11 protein-coding genes are annotated in these 15,816 nt (G+C 66.9%); 3 read left to right on the top strand and 8 right to left on the bottom strand.

The genetic code is table 11. The annotated features are described in order from the left end of the window. Window positions 1-394 precede the first annotated feature (394 nt). The 7 genes from ACSAMQ_RS01950 to ACSAMQ_RS01920 all read right to left on the bottom strand — a co-directional run bounded on the left by ACSAMQ_RS01950 (window position 395) and on the right by ACSAMQ_RS01920 (window position 9,082). Entirely contained in the window at window positions 395-745 is a 351-nt protein-coding gene (locus ACSAMQ_RS01950; protein ID WP_435394028.1) for an XVIPCD domain-containing protein, read from the bottom strand. Between the two features lie 21 nt (window positions 746-766). Next, complete coding sequence (locus ACSAMQ_RS01945) at window positions 767-1,579, bottom strand: zeta toxin family protein (RefSeq protein ID WP_435394027.1); 813 nt, start codon at window positions 1,577-1,579, stop codon at window positions 767-769. Then, window positions 1,576-1,932, bottom strand: a complete 357-nt coding sequence (locus ACSAMQ_RS01940; RefSeq protein WP_435394026.1) for a hypothetical protein — start codon at window positions 1,930-1,932, stop codon at window positions 1,576-1,578. The genes ACSAMQ_RS01945 and ACSAMQ_RS01940 overlap by 4 nt, the downstream gene beginning before the upstream one ends. A 212-nt stretch (window positions 1,933-2,144) precedes the next feature. Then, a complete protein-coding gene (locus tag ACSAMQ_RS01935; protein WP_435394025.1) occupies window positions 2,145-2,537 on the bottom strand; it encodes a GFA family protein in 393 nt (130 codons plus the stop codon). An 81-nt stretch (window positions 2,538-2,618) separates the two neighbouring features. After that, entirely contained in the window at window positions 2,619-3,176 is a 558-nt protein-coding gene (locus tag ACSAMQ_RS01930; RefSeq protein WP_435394024.1) for a DUF3228 family protein, read from the bottom strand. Window positions 3,177-3,343: 167 nt separating this feature from the next. Beyond that, entirely contained in the window at window positions 3,344-5,116 is a 1,773-nt protein-coding gene (locus ACSAMQ_RS01925) for a proprotein convertase P-domain-containing protein (RefSeq protein ID WP_435394023.1), read from the bottom strand. Window positions 5,117-5,569: 453 nt separating this feature from the next. Beyond that, on the bottom strand, window positions 5,570-9,082 hold the full coding sequence (locus ACSAMQ_RS01920; RefSeq protein WP_435394022.1) for a methylmalonyl-CoA mutase family protein: 3,513 nt from the start codon (window positions 9,080-9,082) through the stop codon (window positions 5,570-5,572). Between the two features lie 758 nt (window positions 9,083-9,840). Between ACSAMQ_RS01920 and ACSAMQ_RS01915 the strand changes: the two genes are divergently transcribed. The 3 genes from ACSAMQ_RS01915 (at window position 9,841) to ACSAMQ_RS01905 (ending at window position 13,034) form a co-directional block, all read left to right on the top strand. Continuing rightward, the gene (locus ACSAMQ_RS01915; RefSeq protein WP_031373366.1) at window positions 9,841-10,944 is read left to right on the top strand and encodes a Glu/Leu/Phe/Val dehydrogenase dimerization domain-containing protein; all 1,104 of its coding nucleotides are present in this window, start codon (window positions 9,841-9,843) and stop codon (window positions 10,942-10,944) included. Between the two features lie 154 nt (window positions 10,945-11,098). Next, a complete protein-coding gene (locus ACSAMQ_RS01910) occupies window positions 11,099-11,875 on the top strand; it encodes a carbonic anhydrase (RefSeq protein ID WP_435394021.1) in 777 nt (258 codons plus the stop codon). 1 nt (window position 11,876) lies between these two features. Then, window positions 11,877-13,034 (top strand): isovaleryl-CoA dehydrogenase, encoded by a 1,158-nt coding sequence (locus ACSAMQ_RS01905; RefSeq protein WP_435394020.1) that lies wholly within the window; start codon window positions 11,877-11,879, stop codon window positions 13,032-13,034. Window positions 13,035-13,168: 134 nt separating this feature from the next. On the opposite strand, the gene ACSAMQ_RS01900 is transcribed toward ACSAMQ_RS01905, so the two are convergent. Then, a partial coding sequence (locus ACSAMQ_RS01900) for a S8 family serine peptidase (protein ID WP_435394019.1) occupies window positions 13,169-15,816 on the bottom strand: 2,648 nt, incomplete at its 5' end.

The raw sequence follows: 15,816 nt of genomic DNA, 5'->3' as shown, positions 1-15,816 counted from the left end.
GCCACCCCTAACTCCTGGGCAGCATAAATAGTGCTGGCGAACTCACATCGAAACGTACAGTCCTGCGCTTCAGACGGTTGAGCCCCAAATAATTGGTCGTTCTTTCCGAGCTAATTAGATGAAGCTCAGCGTCCTCGAGCCAGCGCACGAACACGTCATTCGTCGTGATACGAATCCTGCGGTTCGAGCACTGCACGGGGCATCTCCATCTTTCGCATACCGGAGCAGGTACTACCGCCTCACGCCATCATCCTAGACCCAGCCTGCCCTGTAATCCCCTGACTCCGCGCCTGCTCCTGCTGCTCTCACTGGCTCTGCTCGCTCTGAGCCAACCGCGTCGTTTCCACTTGGCGGTAGCGGTCTTCGACCGGCGTCGACAGGGCGTCGGCGGTCTTCATGCTGGCGAGGTGCGCGGCCGGGTCGGGACGGCGTGGCCGACGCGGTAGACGTGCACCATCTCGCTCGGGGCCAGGTTCGCGGTGGGTTGGTTGAAGACCAGGCGGATGTCCTCCTTGGGGTCGAACTTTTTCTCCACCGCCAGGGCCAGGGCGCTGGCGGTCATGCGCTCGCTTTGTTGGTCCCAGGGCATGCCGACGTGGCGGTCGAGTTGCTCGACGGCGCCGCGGACTTTTTCGTACAGGGCGTGGTCGGGGTGGGTCCGCCCGGCCTCTTGCAGCCGCGCAAGGTGTTCGGGATAGCCCTTGAGCATTTCAAGCCACTTGAACAGAACCTCGGAAGGAATCAATCCGACATCAAAACTCCCGCCTCATGGCATCGGCGGCTCGGTCATGCGAGCGAGTATCCCGGGAAGGTCGCGATGCAGGGCCGATTGCTTTTTCAACCCCCTATGCACTGCCTTGGTGACTTTTGGATCGGCAAGCCGGGCCTCGCGGGCTTGCTCAAGCACCGCTCCGGGCGGCGCTGGGTTGATGCGGCCGTCATAGATCTCCAGGCCATCGCAATTGAAGATGCGGATCGGGATTTCTGCTTGACCGCGCACACGGTCCAAGTTGCTTGGCATGTTCTCGTAGCACTGCCTACGAAAGGCTTCTGGGTGATAAAGACCGCGACCGTCCCTGAGGAAGCCACTCAGGAAGCGCGCATCGACGGCGAGTTCGCTCTCCAATCTATGCACGGCCACCACTCGGACTTGAACTTCATAGCGCTCGACCTGCAGTAACCGTATCTGGTCGAGCAGGCTTTCCGCGTCGCTCAACGTGGTATCGATGATGATGTTTTTGCGGCCTCGGACCGCCACCTCTTGCAAGGCGGCGGCCCATAGACCGACATCCTGGTCGGTGTCGAGAGGCCAGCTGTATGGGCTCGCGTTGCGCAGTTCACGCACATCCGGCCAATAGCTGCGGAGCCTGTCCGGGTCGATCACGATCGGATCATGACCCAGGTCTGCTTTCGCCATGCCTATCAGGGCGCTTTTCCCGGCGCCCGGCTGGCCCACCAAGAAGATCGCCTTGGGTTGGGAGTGGGATGCGGCCTGCTCCATGCCGCTATCGGGAACGATCCGATCCCAGAAAATCATCTCGCCGACCCTTATGTCCAACACGCGCTCTTGGGACGTCATTCGAATGCCTTCTTGTGCAGCTTGAAGTAACGCCCAAGCCCGTCAGGATCGCTGTCGAAGCTCAATAGCGCGCGGCCCATCGTCGATCTTGTGCGTTCGGCCGCCTCGAACAGCACGGGGTTTCCGTCGGCCCGCGCGGCTTCAAGCTGTCGAACGGCCTCTTGAAGGAAACAGTCGAGCCGGTTCTGAAGTGCCCAGATGGCCTCGTCCAACGGCTGCACTCGGGGCGTCGGCTTTGCGAATTCATTCAAAACTGTTTGTAAGCTTTCGACATGCCCCGGGTAGTCCTTGAGCAGTTCGCGCAACCTGAGCGGGACTTCCGGGGGCGTCAGCTTGGCCTTGAAGATCCACATGCGGCGTCCTCTTCCTGAGTGGGCATTGGGCCGGATAAAAGTCCCCTATTCCGGGGTTGGGTTGCAAGCCCCGCGTGCGGTGATCGCCGCAGATTTCTCGATTATTTTTGTCAAATGCAGGTTATGCGCAACCACGAGTTGCGGTTATGCCGATTCGAGTCTGTGTGCGACGTTCGTCGTGCGCGACTAATGTGCCAACCGGCCTTCCGTACTTATTCCTCGAAGCGGGTCAGGCCCTCGCGATTGCGTTCGTAATGCCGCGCGAGCGGGAACGGCGGCAACCAGGATTCGCGGCGCACGGTCCACAGCTCATACGTCGGCTGGAACTGGTCGGGGGCATCCAATGCGCCGAGGTTCAGTTCGACCTCGTCGCCGCTGCGGCCGAACACGGGCGAGCCGCAATTCGGGCAGAAATGGCGGCCTCTGTAGTCGCGGGTTTCGCCTTCGACGATCACCGCTTCTTCGGGAAAGATCGCCGAGGCGTGGAACAGGGCGCCGTGGTGTTTGCGGCAATCGAGGCAGTGGCACAGGCCGACCCGGTAGGGGCGGCCCGTGGCCACGATGCGGACGTTGCCGCACCAGCAGCCGCCGGTGTATCGATCCATGGTGCACCTCGTTCGAAGTCGACCGACTCCTTGTTTACGACGAACGCTGCGGCGCTGCAACCGCTGGCCGCGGGAAGCGCCTTAGCCGCGCCAGTTGGCGTGCGTGCTCCAGAACGCGACGCTGCGGCGGTAGGCCTCGCGGTCGAGCGATACGCCGGAACCGCCCTCTTCCACGCCCAGGGCGTTGCGCATCATGGTGATCGGGGCCATCGGGGTTTCGACCGGTTCGGCGGTGTACATGCAGCCGACCACGCCCCAGTCGGCATCGGTGACGGTGCCTTCCTTGGCCAGTTGTTCGCGGCTGTAGAGGATGACGATGAGGTATTCGGCCACCGGCGGGTCGAGCCCCTCGAACCAGCGCACCAGCACGGGCAGTTCGTCCTTGGTGCGGGCGTCGTAGTCCGAACGCAGCAAGTGGCGGTTGGCCTCGGTGATCGGCACCGCGAGGCAACGGGTGCTGGTCCAGTTGCGGTGCACGTGCAGTTTGCAGAACGGGGCGTAGCCGTCGAGCACCTGCAGCGGCGGGGTGTCGTCGAGGTGGCGCTCGAACTGCTCCGGGGTGATGTCCTGGATGGTGTTGCGGCGCGGCTCGCGCGGGAACAGGCGGGCGCGGGCGAAGTCGGTGAGGATGATGGTCATGGGCGCATTATCGAACGCCCGGGGCCGCGGCGCATGGCGATGGCGGGCCGCGTGGTGCGGCCGTGCCGTTCGACATGCTGGCGCGGCGATCTGCTGCGCTCTCCCCTCTGCCCCTCTCCCGCAGGCGGGAGAGGGGATCTGAGCGTGGGATCGGCGAGTTGGCGACTTCAATCCCTGCGGAAGAAATCCAGGGTCCAGTGCAGCAAGGTGCCCGAGCCGCCGGGGACGTCGTCGGTGACGCGCAGTTTCCACACGCCGTTGGCGACTTTGTCGGTGAGGTCCAGGGTCTGTTCGACGCTCGGGTTGATCGGGCCGTTGCTGTGGTCGCGCAACAGGTAGGCCTTGCCGTCGGGCGCGATCAGTTCCAGCTTGAGGTCGGTGCGGTACGGGTGGTTAAGACGGTAGACCAGGCGCGCGGTGCCGCCGTTGCCGTTCACGCCGGCGACGGTCAGCGGGCTTTCGACGACGCTGTTGTCGTTGATGAGGTAATCGGCCGGGTTGGCGAACACCGCATGCGGGCGGGCGTCGTAGTGGTCGCCATAGGTCGCCATGACGCTGGCGCCGGTCATGTCGGTGCGCGCCTTCAGGCGCAGGAAGTAAGTGACCGGGAAGTCGGCCTGCGGGTCGCGGTCGACCCGGCAGAAGGTGCTCCACACGCCGCTGGTGCGGCAGTGATATTCGGTATCGGTCGGCGGCGCGCCTTCGCGCACGTACAAGGTGCCGGCGCCGGTGCCGGGGCCGAACTGGGTGTTGAGGTAGAAGCCGGGCGCGGCGCCCTCGGGCTTCATGAGGTTGAACACCAGCGACTCGCCTGCCTTCAGGTTCATGCCGACCCGGGTGAGGTCGTTGGCCAGGCGGTTGGGGTCGATATACGGCAACACCGTCAGCTGCACCGGCAAACGGTGGGTCGCCGAGGCGGCGGTGCCGACGATGTTGGCCTCGTACGTGCCCACCGGCGCATCGGCGGATGCGGTGAAGGCGATGCTGGTGGGGCCGTAGGGGTTCACGACTTCGGGGCTGAAGCGCGCGACGACGCCGGGCGGCAGGCCTTCCATCGAGAACGCGATGGGCTGGTTCCAGCCGTGCAGCGGCCGCGCGTTGATCTCCAGCCAGCCGCTGATGCCGGCCTGCTGGGTCACCGCCACCAGGGCGCGGCTGCGGCCGACCGTCCACATGGTGAAGTCGGGCACCGGGTTGACGTAGAGGTCCAGCGGCAGGCTGCGGGTGATGGCGCCCGAGGTGCCGGTGATGGTCAGCGGGTACTTGCCCTGCGCCGCTTGCGCGGAGGCCTTGAGGGTCAGGGTCGAGTTCACCGCCGCCTTGGCGCCCGGGTTGACCGGGTTGATGCCGAAGGTCGCGGTGACGCCGGCGGGCAAACCGCTTACGCCCAGGGTCACCGGTTCGTTGAAGGCGTTGCCGGCGACGGTCACCGGCAGCTGGCTGCTGCGGCCGAGATAGGTGATGTGCTGGGTGCCGGCGATGCTGAGCTTGAAGCCGGCATCGGCGGTGACGGTGAGGTTCGCGGTGGTGCTGCGCACGAGCGTGTCGTACTTGCCGGTGACGGTGATGGGATAGGTGCCGGCCGGCACGCCGGCGCCGATCGCCAGGGTCAGCCGGGAGCGCGCATGGCCGCTCGGCGGCGGGCTGATCGTGGCGGGCGAGAAGCTGGCGGTGACGCCCGCCGGCAAGCCCGAGGCGCTCAGCGCGGCGGGCCGGCTGAAGCGGTCGATGCTGGTCACGACCACGTAGGCGAAGACCGAGCTTTCGCGGCTGGTGGCGACGTTGCCGGGGTCGATGCCGAGGCTGAAATCGCCGATGCCGGTGGCGGCGGGCGCGGCGTTGGTTTGCGCATGAGCGCCGGTCGCCGCGGCCAACGCGAGCAAAGCAAGAACGCAGGCATGCTGGGCGATCGCGCGCAGCCGCCGCAGGGGGACAGCCATGAGGCCACTCCTGAGAATGAAGGTGAAGGTGACCGCGCCCGTGTTGCGGGCCGGTGCCGTAACGCGCGGCGATCTTGGCAGGACGCCTATCGGCCTAATGAGCAGGCGCTCATGCTTTTGGATGTGAAAACGGGCCTACGGCACGGTCCTGGATACTGGCACGCGGCGCGGCGGCACACGCTGCTTCGGGCGTTTGTGCAGGCTGCGGGCAAGTACTGTGACGGGGCTGGTTTATTCGGGATCGCGAACAGGAATGCGGTGCCGGATGACGCTGCGATGGACGTCGGGTTTCCTGGGTTCGCACGTGGCGGCGCGGGTCGCCGTCGTGGCGCGGTCGCGGCTTATGACCGAAGGAAATCCAGTAGGACGCCGCCCTACCCTGAGCGCGCAGCCGAAAAGCAGAAAGGCCCGCGGGTGCGGGCCTTTCTTCTGGGTCGGGTGCCGCGATGGCGCTTACATGTTGCGACGGTACTCGCCGCCCACGTCGTACAGGGCATGGCTGATCTGGCCCAGGCTGTGGGTCTTCACCGCTTCCATCAGGCTGGCGAACACGTTCTTGCGGTCGCGCGCGGCGGCCTGCAGGCTGCGCAGGCCATCGCTGGCATAGGCGTTGCGGCCCTGCTGGTACGACAGCACGTTGTCGATCTGCTGGCCCTTCTCGCTTTCGGTCGAACGGATCAGTTCGATCTCGGTGACGATGTCGCCGCCGTGAACCTTCGGCAGGAAGGTGTTGACGCCGACCAGCGGCAGGCTGCCGTCGTGCTTCTTGTGCTCGTAGTACAGGCTCTCTTCCTGGATCTTGCCGCGCTGGTACATGGTGTCCATGGCGCCGAGCACGCCGCCGCGCTCGCTGATGGCCTCGAACTCCTTGTACACGGCCTCTTCGACGATGTCGGTGAGGTAGTCGACGGCGAAGCTGCCCTGCCAGGGGTTTTCGTTGAAATTGAGGCCCAGTTCCTTGTTGATGATCATCTGGATCGCGACCGCGCGGCGCACGCTTTCTTCGGTCGGGGTGGTGATAGCTTCGTCGTAAGCGTTGGTGTGCAGGCTGTTGCAGTTGTCGAACAGCGCGTACAGGGCCTGCAAGGTGGTGCGGATGTCGTTGAACTGGATTTCCTGCGCGTGCAGGGAACGGCCGCTGGTCTGAATGTGGTACTTCATCATCTGGCTGCGCGGGTCGGCGCCGTAGCGCTCGCGCATGGCGCGCGCCCAGATGCGGCGGGCGACGCGGCCGATGACGGTGTACTCCGGGTCCATGCCGTTGCTGAAGAAGAACGACAGGTTGGGCGCGAAGTCGTCGATCTTCATTCCGCGCGCAAGGTAGTACTCGACGATGGTGAAGCCGTTGCTCAGGGTGAAGGCGAGCTGGCTGATCGGGTTCGCGCCGGCTTCGGCGATGTGGTAGCCGCTGATCGACACCGAGTAGAAGTTGCGGACGTTCTTGTCGACGAAGTACTGCTGGATGTCGCCCATCATGCGCAGGGCGAACTCGGTGCTGAAGATGCAGGTGTTCTGGGCCTGGTCTTCCTTGAGGATGTCGGCCTGCACGGTGCCGCGCACGGTGGCGAGGGTGCGGGTCTTGATAGCTTCGTAGGTTTCGGCGTCGACGACCTGGTCGCCGGTGACGCCGAGCAGGCCCAGGCCGAGGCCGTCGTTGGTCTCGGGCAGCAGGCCGCTGTATTGCGGGCGCTTGCGATCGGCGAACATGGCCTCGATCTTGTCGTGGGCGGCGTCCCAGCGGGCGCCGTCCTCGCGCAGGTATTTCTCGACCTGCTGGTCGATGGCGGTGTTCATGAACATCGCCAGCAACATCGGCGCCGGGCCGTTGATGGTCATCGACACCGAGGTGGTCGGCGCGCACAGGTCGAAGCCGGAGTACAGCTTCTTCATATCGTCCAGGGACGCGATGTTGACGCCGGAGTTGCCGATCTTGCCGAAAATGTCCGGACGCACCGCCGGGTCTTCGCCGTACAGGGTGACGCTGTCGAACGCGGTCGACAGGCGCGCGGCCGGCTGGCCGACGCTGAGGTAGTGGAAGCGGCGGTTGGTGCGCTCGGGCGTGCCTTCGCCGGCGAACATGCGGATCGGGTCTTCGCCGGTGCGGCGGTAGGGATACACGCCGCCGGTGTAGGGGTAATAGCCCGGCAGGTTTTCCTTCTGCAGGAAGGTCAGCAGCTCGCCCCAGCTCTTGTAGGTCGGCGCGGCGATCTTCGGGATTTTTTGATGGCTCAGCGAGTCGCGGTAGTTCTCGACCCGGATGACCTTGTCGCGGACCTTGTACTCGTTGACCTCGTCGGTGATCGACTTCAGGCGCGCGGGCCAGTCGCGCAGCAGCTTGAGGGCTTCGGAGCTCAGCGACTGGACGGCGTCGTTGTAACGCTGGCGCAGGGTGATGAGGGTGCGGTCGACGGTCTTTGCCGGCGACGTCGCGTCTTGGGTCGCGTCTCGGGCCGCGGTTTGCGCCGCTCCTGCCCCGGGAGCCGACAGCAAGGCTTCGGCGGCATACAGGTCGAGCTGTTTCGGCAACTCGGGGTCGTCGAGGTCGTGCAGGGACTGCCAGTACGACTGCGCGCGGTCGGCGACGTCGGCCTGGGTCTCGATTTGGCGGTTGATGCTGCGGCCCTGCTCGGCGATCTCGGCCAGGTAACGCACGCGGCTGCCGGGGATCAGCACGGTGGCGCGCGGCTCCTTGAGCGAGGTGTCGACGTCCGGCGTCCACTTCTCGGCCGGCAGCGACAGCTTCTCGCGCAGCAGGCGGCACAGGTTGACGAACATCCAGCTGATGCCGGGGTCGTTGAACTGGCTGGCGATGGTCGGATACACCGGAACGTCTTCGTCCTTGGTCTGGAAGGCGACGCGGTTGCGCTTCCACTGCTTGCGCACGTCGCGCAGCGCATCTTCGGCGCCGCGCTTGTCGAACTTGTTCAGCACCACCAGTTCGGCGAAGTCGAGCATGTCGATCTTCTCCAACTGGCTCGGCGCGCCGAAGTCGCTGGTCATGACGTACATCGGGAAGTCGACCAGGTCGACGATCTCCGAGTCGGACTGGCCGATGCCGGCGGTCTCCACGATCACCAGGTCGTAGCCCAGGCCGCGCAGGAAACCGATGCAGTCCTTCAGCACGGTGTTGGTGGCCGAGTGCTGGCGGCGGGTGGCCATCGAGCGCATGTAGACGCGCGGGCTGCGCAGCGAGTTCATGCGGATGCGGTCGCCGAGCAGCGCGCCGCCGGTGCGGCGGCGGGTCGGGTCGACCGAGATCACCGCCATGCGCATGTCGGGGAAATTGGCCAGGAAGCGGTTGAGCAGTTCGTCGGTGACCGAGGACTTGCCGGCGCCGCCAGTGCCGGTGATGCCGACCACCGGGGTCTTGCCGCCGGCGAGCTGCCACTGCTTGCGCAGGTGGGCGAGCTGGGCTTCGTCGAGCAGGCCCTCTTCGATCGCCGAGAGCATCTTGCCGATGGTGATCTCGTCGTCGATGGCGGCCGGCTTGTCCGGCGTGGTGTCGGCGATGCGGCCTTCGCTGGCGCGGCGGATGACGTCTTCGATCATCGCCACCAGGCCCATGTGCATGCCGTCGTTGGGGTGGTAGATGCGCTCGACGCCGTAGGCCTGCAGTTCGCGGATCTCTTCCGGGGTGATGGTGCCGCCGCCGCCGCCGAACACGCGGATGTGGCCGGCCCCGCGTTCCCTGAGCATGTCGACCATGTACTTGAAGTACTCGACATGACCGCCCTGGTAGCTGGACAGGGCGATGCCGTCGGCATCTTCCTGCAGCGCGGCGCGGACCACGTCCTCGACCGAGCGGTTGTGGCCGAGGTGGACGACTTCGGCGCCCTGCCCCTGGATCAGGCGACGCATGATGTTGATCGCGGCGTCGTGGCCGTCGAACAGGCTGGCAGCGGTGACGAAACGCAGCGGCGTGGCGTCGGGCTGTGCGGCAGGAATGTTGGCGGCGGTCGTGCTCATGGGCATCTCGATACGCATACGGGCTGTGCGTATTGTAGCTCCGGGCGGCAGGTCCGGTCCGGCGGCCGGCCGTGCGGGGGCGAACGGTGCTGCGGGCGCGCCGGGCCATGGCATGGCCTGCGCGTCGCCTGCCGGCGAGGCTTTAGGGTAGGAGCGGCGCAAGCCGCGACCGCGTCGGCGCCCGACGGCGACGCAAGCGCGACGACTGGCACGGTCGTTGCGGCCGATCGAAGCGGAATGCGGTTGCAGATGCGTGTTCGTGCGGTCGCGGCTTTTGTCGCTCCGGCAATGGCTGGTCACGACGCGAAGCGATTCGATTGCAGGAAGCCGGCGAGGCGATCGTGCGGGTGCGCGGTCGCGGCTTGCGCCGCTCCTACCCCGCTCGCTCCTACTTTTGAGCTTCGCTGCGGCATGCGCGCTGGGCGCGATGCCTCGCAAAGCGCAGCGTTCGAGCGGCCGGCGGCGAATCGGCAACTGCGGCAAAGCGCGCAGCATGCGCTCAGCCGCGGCCCGGACCGGGCCGCGCGCAGCCTGCGCAGGCTTTCACGGGGCTTCATAAGCCTTCACAGGGGCGTTCCAGCCACGATTTGCCCGACCCCTGCAATACCTAGCCGTATTGCCCGATTGCTTTAGACTACGGCCCCTACGGCGGGCCCCTGCGGCTGCGGCGTACAGGCGAATCCATTTCCATTCAACGACTTACCACCACCAGGCGTCCTTAGCGCTTCGCGCAATGCCGCGCCGGTCCGGAGCACCCGATGATTTTCGAAACCCTCGACACCTTCGGCCATGAGCAGGTCGTGTTCTGCCATAACAAGGACGCCGGCCTGAAGGCCATCATCGCGATCCACAACACCGTGCTCGGCCCGGCGCTGGGTGGCCTGCGTATGTGGCCGTACAAGACCGAGCAGGACGCGCTGAACGACGTGCTGCGCCTGAGCCGCGGCATGACCTACAAGAACGCGGTCGCCGGCCTCAACATCGGCGGCGGCAAGGCCGTGATCATCGGCGACCCGGCCGCCGACAAGTCCGAGGCGCTGTTCCGCGCGTTCGGCAAGTTCGTCGACTCGCTGGGCGGCCGCTACATCACCGCCGAAGACGTCGGCATCGACGTCAACGACATGGAATACGTGTACCGCGAAACCGAGTACGTCACCGGCGTGCACCAGGTCCACGGCGGTTCGGGCGATCCCTCGCCGTTCACCGCCTACGGCACCCTGCAGGGCCTGATGGCGGCGCTGAACAAGCGCTTCGGCGACGAGGAAGTCGGCAAGTACAGCTACGCCGTACAGGGCCTGGGCCACGTCGGCATGGAATTCGTGAAGCTGCTCAAGGAGCGCGGCGCGAAGATCTTCGTCACCGACATCAACAAGGGCCTGGTCGACAAGGCCGTGTCCGAGTACGGCGCCGAAGCGGTCGGCCTGGACGAGATCTACGACGTGCCGGCCGACGTATACTCGCCGTGCGCGCTGGGCGGCACCGTCAACGAGCAGACCTTGCCGCGCCTGAAGGCCAAGATCATCTGCGGCGCGGCCAACAACCAGCTGGCCAACAACGCCATCGGCGACGAAGTGTCCAAGCGCGGCATCCTGTACGCGCCGGATTACGCAGTGAACGCCGGCGGCGTGATGAACGTGGCGCTGGAACTCGACGGCTACAACCGCGAGCGCGCCATGCGCATGATGCGCACGATCTACCACAACCTCGGCCGCATCTTCGAAATCGCCGAGCGCGACAGCATCCCGACCTACACCGCCGCCGACCGCCTGGCCGAAGAGCGCATCAGCGCGATCGGCAAGCTCAAGCTGCCGATGGGCCGGTCGACGCCGAGCTTCCGCGGACGCATCCGCAGCGGCCACTGAGCCACACGACGACGGGGCCCATCGGCCCCGTCGTCGTATCCGGCGCACGGTTTTCGCACCCGCTTGCGTTTTTCTGAATGCGCGCAAGCGCGTCGCCGGGTCACGCTACGAACGCGGTCTCCTCCACTGTCTTGCCACCCACGGGATGCACGCCATGCGTAAACAGGTACTCGCCGCCGCGGTCGCACTGGGCTTCGCCGCCATCGCCATGCACGCCGGCGTGCAGGCGGCGGCGCAAGCCGCTGCCCCGGCCCCGCCCGGCCACGCCCACCGCGAAACCCTGGATTACGAACACCAGGAGCGCTGGCAGGCCGCGCACGACAAGGCGCAGTCGCCGATCGACATCGTCACCGCCTCGGCGGTCGCCGCCGCCGACAACGAGCCGCGCGCGCTGGAATTCGTCCATACCCGCGGTCCGATCGACGCCGTCGCCGACAACGGCCACGCGGTCCAGGTGGACACCCACCGCACCGAGGCGACCATCCGCGGCCGCCACTTCGCCCTGAGCCAATTCCATTTCCACGCCGAAAGCGAACACACCCTCGACGGCAAGCACTTCCCGCTCGAAGGCCATTTCGTATTCAAGGCCCAGGACGGGCGCCTGGCCGTGATCGGCGTGATGTACGTCGAAGGCGCGGCCAATCCGGTCGCCCAGCAGGTGCTCGACGATCTCGAACCGGGCCGCCGCGACGGCGCGAAAGCGCAGCGCGAGATCGATATCGAGGCGCTGTTACCGAAATCGCATGCCTACTATCACTATCTGGGCTCGCTAACGACCCCGCCGTTGTCGGAAAATGTGGAGTGGTACGTGCTGCCCGCGCCGGTGACGATGTCCAAGGCGCAGATCCAGGCGTTCCTGTCCCACTACCGCCGCAACAACCGCAACATCCAACCGCTCAACGGGCGGCCGCTGATTCGTTACGAGGGCTGATATGCGCAGTTTTCCCCTGGGTGAAGAGATCGACGCGCTGCGCGATGCCGTGCGCCGTTTCGCCGAAGCCGAGATCGCGCCGCGCGCGGAGCAGATCGATCATGACAACGCCTTCCCGCAGGACCTGTGGCCGAAACTAGGCGAGATGGGCCTCCTGGGCATGACCGTGCCGGGCGAATACGGCGGCAGCGAGATGGGCTATCTGGCGCATCTGGTGGCGATGGAGGAAATCTCCCGCGCCTCCGGCTCGGTGGGCCTGTCCTACGGCGCGCACTCCAACCTGTGCGTGTCCAACCTCTACGCCAACGGCAACGAGGCGCAGCGTTCCAAGTACCTGCCCAAGCTGTGCAGCGGCGAGTGGAAGGGCGCGCTGGCGATGAGCGAGCCCGGCGCCGGCTCGGACGTGGTCGGCTCGATGAGCTGCCGCGCCGAGTTGAAGGGCGACGTCTGGGTCGCCAACGGCAACAAGATGTGGATCACCAACGGCCCCGAGGCCGACGTGCTGGTGGTGTACATGCGCACCGCGGGCAAGGACGCCGGCAGCAAGTGCATGACCGCCTTCATCGTCGAGAAGGGCATGAAGGGGTTCAGCACCGCGCAGAAGCTCGACAAGCTGGGCATGCGCGGCTCCAACACCTGCGAGCTGGTGTTCGAGGACTGCGAGATTCCGGTCGAGAACGTGCTCGGCGAAGTGCATCACGGCGTGAAGGTGCTGATGAGCGGCCTCAACACCGAGCGCCTGGTCCTGACCGGCGGCCCGCTGGGCCTGATGCAGGCCGCGCTCGACATCGCCCTGCCCTACGTGCGCGAGCGCAAGCAGTTCGACGTGGCGATCGGCACCTTCGGCCTGATGCAGGGCAAGATCGCCGACATGTACACCGCGCTGCAGTCGAGCCGCGCCTTCGCCTATCAGGTGGGCCGCGACTTCGATGCCGGCTACAAGAGCCGCGTCGACGCCGCCTCGTGCCTGCTGCACGCTTCCGACGCCGCGGTGCAGGTGGCGCTGGAAGCGATCCAGACCCTCGGCGGCAACGGCTACATCAACGAGTACCCGACCGGCCGTATCCTGCGCGACGCCAAGCTGTACGCGATCGGCGCCGGCACCAACGAGATCCGCCGCATGCTGATCGGCCGCGAGTTGTTCGACGGCAAGAGCTGAGCTTTCGCCGGATCGATGAAACAAAACGCCGTCGCGCTTGCGACGGCGTTTTTGTTTGGGAGGCCTGTGGCTGGAGCCACCACCATCGATGGCGTTAGTTGCTGCTGCTCACGATGGCCCGGGCGGCTCATCCCTCAGAACGGCACCGACCAAGTCGCGAACGCGCGCAGATAATCCTCGCCGCGCTCGCGGCGTTGGTCGAAGTCGAAGCGCAGGACGCTGCCGCGGCCGAAGCGGGTGCTCAGGCCCAGGCCGAACACGCCGACGTCGCGGGCCAGGGGATCGCTGGCGATCGGCGACCACACGTCCATTGCGGTGAAGCGGGCGTCGATGAAATCGCCCGACTGCGCCAAAGTGCGCTGCCATTCGGCGCGGCCGTCCAGGGTCAGCAGGGCCGAACCGATCCGCCATTCGCGCTGCATCCGCGCGCCCACCAGCGCCTGCGTTGCGCTCAAGGTCGAGCCGCCGGCGCTGAGGCCGAAGCCGGCGGCGCCGGGTTCGTCGAAGCCGCTGCGGTCCAGGCGCACCGATTGCACGCCCACATACGGCGTGATCATGCCGTTCGCACTCTCGAAGCGGTGCCCGAGTTGCGCGTCGAGCTGCAAATAGCGATTGGCGTAACTCGTACCGACGCCGAAGTCGGCGGCACCGAGCATGACCTCGCGTTCGAGATGGCGGTCCATGCGCCCGAGCGCGGCGCGCCCGAGCAGGTAGTGCCCGCCGCGGTTCCAGGCCGCATAGAACTGGCCCTCGATCTGGCGGTTGCGCTCGCGGTCGCGACGCAGCTCGTGGCGCGCATAACCGTCGGTCTCGCTGAGCGCGGCGCCGTAGCGCAGCTCCCCTTGGCGGCGGTCGTGGCCGACGATCCAGCCGTTCGCGTCGAGGTCGAAGCGGCCGGCGGTGGCGCGCTGGGCGTCGATGCGGTCGGCCCAGGCGCCGTCGCGCGGGTCCAGGTACTGCGCGTCCAGGCGCGACTCCAGCGCGCGGCGGTTGCCTTCGATCGCCATCATCGCGAAGGCGGCGTCGGCGCTGTGCAGCTCGCCGGACAGGCTGGCGAGCGAGCGCTTGGCGATCTCCGGCGTGGCCGACTGCTGCAAGGCGCCGGCCGCGGCGCTGAAGGCGCCCTGCGCGCCGGGGCCGCCTTCGACGACGGTGTTGCGGTCGAGTTCGCCGAAGGCGCCGTCGACCCGTTCGGCCGCCGCGGCCGCGGCGCCCTGCACGCCCATCGCTTGCGCGGCGGCGGTGATGTTCAGCGAGACGATGTCGAGCCAGGCCTGGGTGCTGCTGTAGCCGGGCACCGCGACCAGGAACACGTTGGACGCGGTCGTCAACGAGGCGAAGGCGCCGCTGAGGCTGCCGGCGTTGACGAAGACCTCGCGGCTGGAGCGCGTGTAACCCGGCAACTGCCCGAGCACGTGCGCGTTGCCGGCCAGGTTCGCGTTACCGGCGACTTCGAGCCTGGAGCCGATGAAGAACTGCAACTGCCCGGCCGCGGACTGCTGGTAGCTGTCGACGCGCAGGCTGGCGCCTTCCACGCGCAAAGCGCCCTGGTTGTCGACCCGGTTGCCGATGCGCGCGCCGTTGCCGCCGATCAAGCTGGCGCCCGAGCGCACCGTCGTCGGCGACACGGTCGAGGCGTTGTCCGCGAGCCGCAGCACGCCGCCGGCGACGTCGGTGGTGCCGGTGTAGCTGTGCGCGGCGGCGCTGTCCAGGCGCAAGGTGCCGCTGCCTTCCTTGATCAGTCCGCCGCTGCCGCTGAGCGGATTGGACCAAGTCGAGGTGCCGTCGAACGACACCCGCACGTCGCCCCAGTCGAGCCGGCGCGGGCCGCGCACCGAGGCGCCGACATCGAGCAGGCCCTGGCCGAACACCGCATCGACGCCGGGCGCGCCGAGGTCCCTGGCATTGCCGAGCAGGGTCTGCCGCACCAGGTCGTTGTTGAAGTAAGGGAACGCCTGCCACACCAGCGCCGCGGCGCCGGATACCTGCGGCGCGGCGAACGAAGTGCCCTGGACGAACCAGTAGGTCGGGCTGCCGACCGGGTCGTTGACGCCGGTCGCGATGACGTTGCCCGGCGCGACCAGGCAGTAGTTCATGGCGATGCCGCAGGCGTTGGAATAACTCGCCAGCTGGGTCGGGTTGTTGCTGTCGAGCGCGGCCGCGGCGATCCAGCCGCGTTCGAGCACGTTGGCGCCGGCGCCCTGGCTCGGCAGCGAGGCGTTGTCGGACGGCTGCGGCTTGGCTTCGTTGCCGGTCGCGAACACGACCAGGCCGCCGTTGTCGATGAAGGGCTTGTAGGCGTTGATGAAACTGACGGTGACGTTGTCGCCGGTCCAGTACAGGCCGCCCCAGGAGTTGTTCATGATGCGCACGCCGGCGTTCATGAGGTCGCGCGAGACGATGTCGAGGCCGCCGGCGTCGCGCGCTTCGTTGCCCTGGCCGGAGCCGTCGTCGTTCGGACGCACGTCCGAGAGGATGCGCGCCGAGACGATGCTCGCGCCCGGGGCGATGCCGCCGGGCCAACTGCCCACCGCGGTGCCGGCGGCGAGTTGGGCGACATAGGTGCCGTGCCCGAGCACATCGTCGATGGCGTGGTTGTTGGTGCGCGGGTCGGTATAGATCAAGTGCGGGCCGACCCGACCGGCCAGCGCGGGATGGGTGCGGCGCACGCCGCTGTCCACCACGCCGATGCGCACGCCCTGCCCGCTCAAGCCGAGCGCATGCGCCGCGCGGGCGTTGGTCAGCGCCAGATGCGCGTCGATCGCGGGCTGGGCCGGGTTCG

Origin of the sequence: Lysobacter sp. 1R34A, assembly GCF_051217035.1 — a bacterium.
Lineage (GTDB): Bacteria > Pseudomonadota > Gammaproteobacteria > Xanthomonadales > Xanthomonadaceae > Lysobacter.
This window is presented reverse-complemented; position numbering and strand designations above follow the sequence as displayed.